Source organism: Hydrogenophaga sp. H7 (assembly GCF_002025745.1).
Taxonomy (GTDB): Bacteria; Pseudomonadota; Gammaproteobacteria; order Burkholderiales; family Burkholderiaceae_C; genus Hydrogenophaga; species Hydrogenophaga pseudoflava.
In genome coordinates, this window is record NZ_MCIC01000009.1 from 1 (window position 1) to 2,500 (window position 2,500).

Consider the following 2,500-nt stretch of genomic DNA (forward strand, 5'->3'; position numbering starts at 1 on the left):
TTCTCAATAATAGCCTGACGATGACCTACTTTCACACGGGAACCCGCACTATCATCGGCGCAAAGTCGTTTCACTGTCCTGTTCGGGATGGGAAGGAGTGGGACCAACTCGCTATGGTCGTCAGGCATAACTTGTTGCCTGGCTGAACGGGCTGTTCAGCCAGACGAATTCATAGAGTTTCGAATCAGCTGTTTTTGATTGCTGCCAACGTCATGATATTAGTCATGAGGGCATAAGACATTTGCACGAACCGTCTTTTCAGACACGTGGTTTCGTCAAAGTTATAGGGTCAAGCCTCACGGGCAATTAGTATCGGTTAGCTTAACGCATTGCTGCGCTTCCACACCCGACCTATCAACGTCGTGGTCTTCAACGACCCTTTAGGGGGCTCAAGGCCCCGGCAGATCTAATCTTGGAACGAGTTTCCCGCTTAGATGCTTTCAGCGGTTATCTCTTCCGCACTTAGCTACCCGGCAATGCCACTGGCGTGACAACCGGTACACCAGAGGTGCGTCCACTCCGGTCCTCTCGTACTAGGAGCAGGCTTCCTCAAATCTGCAGCGCCCACGGAAGATAGGGACCAAACTGTCTCACGACGTTTTAAACCCAGCTCACGTACCTCTTTAAATGGCGAACAGCCATACCCTTGGGACCGGCTACAGCCCCAGGATGAGATGAGCCGACATCGAGGTGCCAAACACCGCCGTCGATATGAACTCTTGGGCGGTATCAGCCTGTTATCCCCAGAGTACCTTTTATCCGTTGAGCGATGGCCCTTCCATACAGAACCACCGGATCACTATGTCCTGCTTTCGCATCTGCTCGACTTGTCAGTCTCGCAGTTAAGCACGCTTATGCCATTGCACTATTAGCACGATGTCCGACCGTACCTAGCGTACCTTCGAACTCCTCCGTTACACTTTGGGAGGAGACCGCCCCAGTCAAACTGCCTACCATGCACTGTCCCCGATCCAGATAATGGACCTAGGTTAGAACCTCAAACACACCAGGGTGGTATTTCAACGTTGGCTCCACAAGATCTAGCGACCCTGCTTCAAAGCCTCCCACCTATCCTACACAGATCTGTTCAAAATTCAATACAAAGCTACAGTAAAGGTTCATGGGGTCTTTCCGTCTTTCCGCGGGGAGATTGCATCATCACAAACATTTCAACTTCGCTGAGTCTCAGGAGGAGACAGTGTGGCCATCGTTACGCCATTCGTGCAGGTCGGAACTTACCCGACAAGGAATTTCGCTACCTTAGGACCGTTATAGTTACGGCCGCCGTTTACTGGGACTTCGATCAAGAGCTTGCACCCCATCAATTAATCTTCCAGCACCGGGCAGGCGTCACACCCTATACGTCCACTTTCGTGTTTGCAGAGTGCTGTGTTTTTAATAAACAGTCGCAGCCACCTATTTTTTGCAACCCATTCGTGCTCAGATGTTCTCATCACACTACTAGGGCACACCTTCTTCCGAAGTTACGGTGTCAATTTGCCGAGTTCCTTCTCCTGAGTTCTCTCAAGCGCCTTAGAATACTCATCTCGCGCACCAGTGTCGGTTTGCGGTACGGTCAATTACAAGCTGAAGCTTAGTGGCTTTTCCTGGGACCTCGTTCAGTTACTTCGCGAGCAAGCTCGCTCGATCGGCAGCCTCGGTATATGACGGGCGGATTTGCCTACCCATCGCCTACATCTGCCTAAACCGGGACATCCAACACCCGGATAACCTATTAAGATCCGTCCCCACATCGCACTTGTAATCGGTACAGGAATATTGACCTGTTTCCCATCAGCTACGCATCTCTGCCTCGCCTTAGGGGCCGACTCACCCTACGCCGATGAACGTTGCGTAGGAAACCTTGCGCTTACGGCGAGGGGGCTTTTCACCCCCTTTAACGCTACTCATGTCAGCATTCGCACTTCTGATACCTCCAGCAGCCTTTACAAGCCACCTTCACAGGCTTACAGAACGCTCTCCTACCACTTGCAATAAATTGCAAATCCGCAGCTTCGGTAACTGGCTTAGCCCCGTTACATCTTCCGCGCAGGACGACTCGATCAGTGAGCTATTACGCTTTCTTTAAATGATGGCTGCTTCTAAGCCAACATCCTGACTGTTTTAGCCTTCCCACTTCGTTTCCCACTTAGCCAATTTTAGGGACCTTAGCTGGCGGTCTGGGTTGTTTCCCTCTTGAGTCCGGACGTTAGCACCCGGTGCTCTGTCTCCCAAGCTGTACTCTGCGGTATTCGGAGTTTGCCTTGGTTTGGTAAGTCGCCATGACCCCCTAGCCAAAACAGTGCTCTACCCCCGCAGGTAATACTTGAGGCACTACCTAAATAGTTTTCGGAGAGAACCAGCTATTTCCAAGTTTGTTTAGCCTTTCACCCCTATCCACAGCTCATCCGCTGGTTTTGCAACACCAGTCGGTTCGGACCTCCAGTACCTGTTACGGCACCTTCATCCTGGCCATGGATAGATCACTTGGTTTCGGGTC

2 rRNA genes (1 of these 2 cut by a window edge) are annotated in these 2,500 nt (G+C 51.4%); both read right to left on the bottom strand.

The features are described from left to right. Positions 1 to 12: 12 nt before the first annotated feature. Positions 13 to 125 (bottom strand): 5S ribosomal RNA (gene rrf / locus BC358_RS06295). A gap of 160 nt (positions 126 to 285) precedes the next feature. After that, positions 286 to 2,500: ribosomal RNA gene (locus tag BC358_RS06300) — 23S ribosomal RNA — on the bottom strand (it continues 662 nt past the right edge of the window).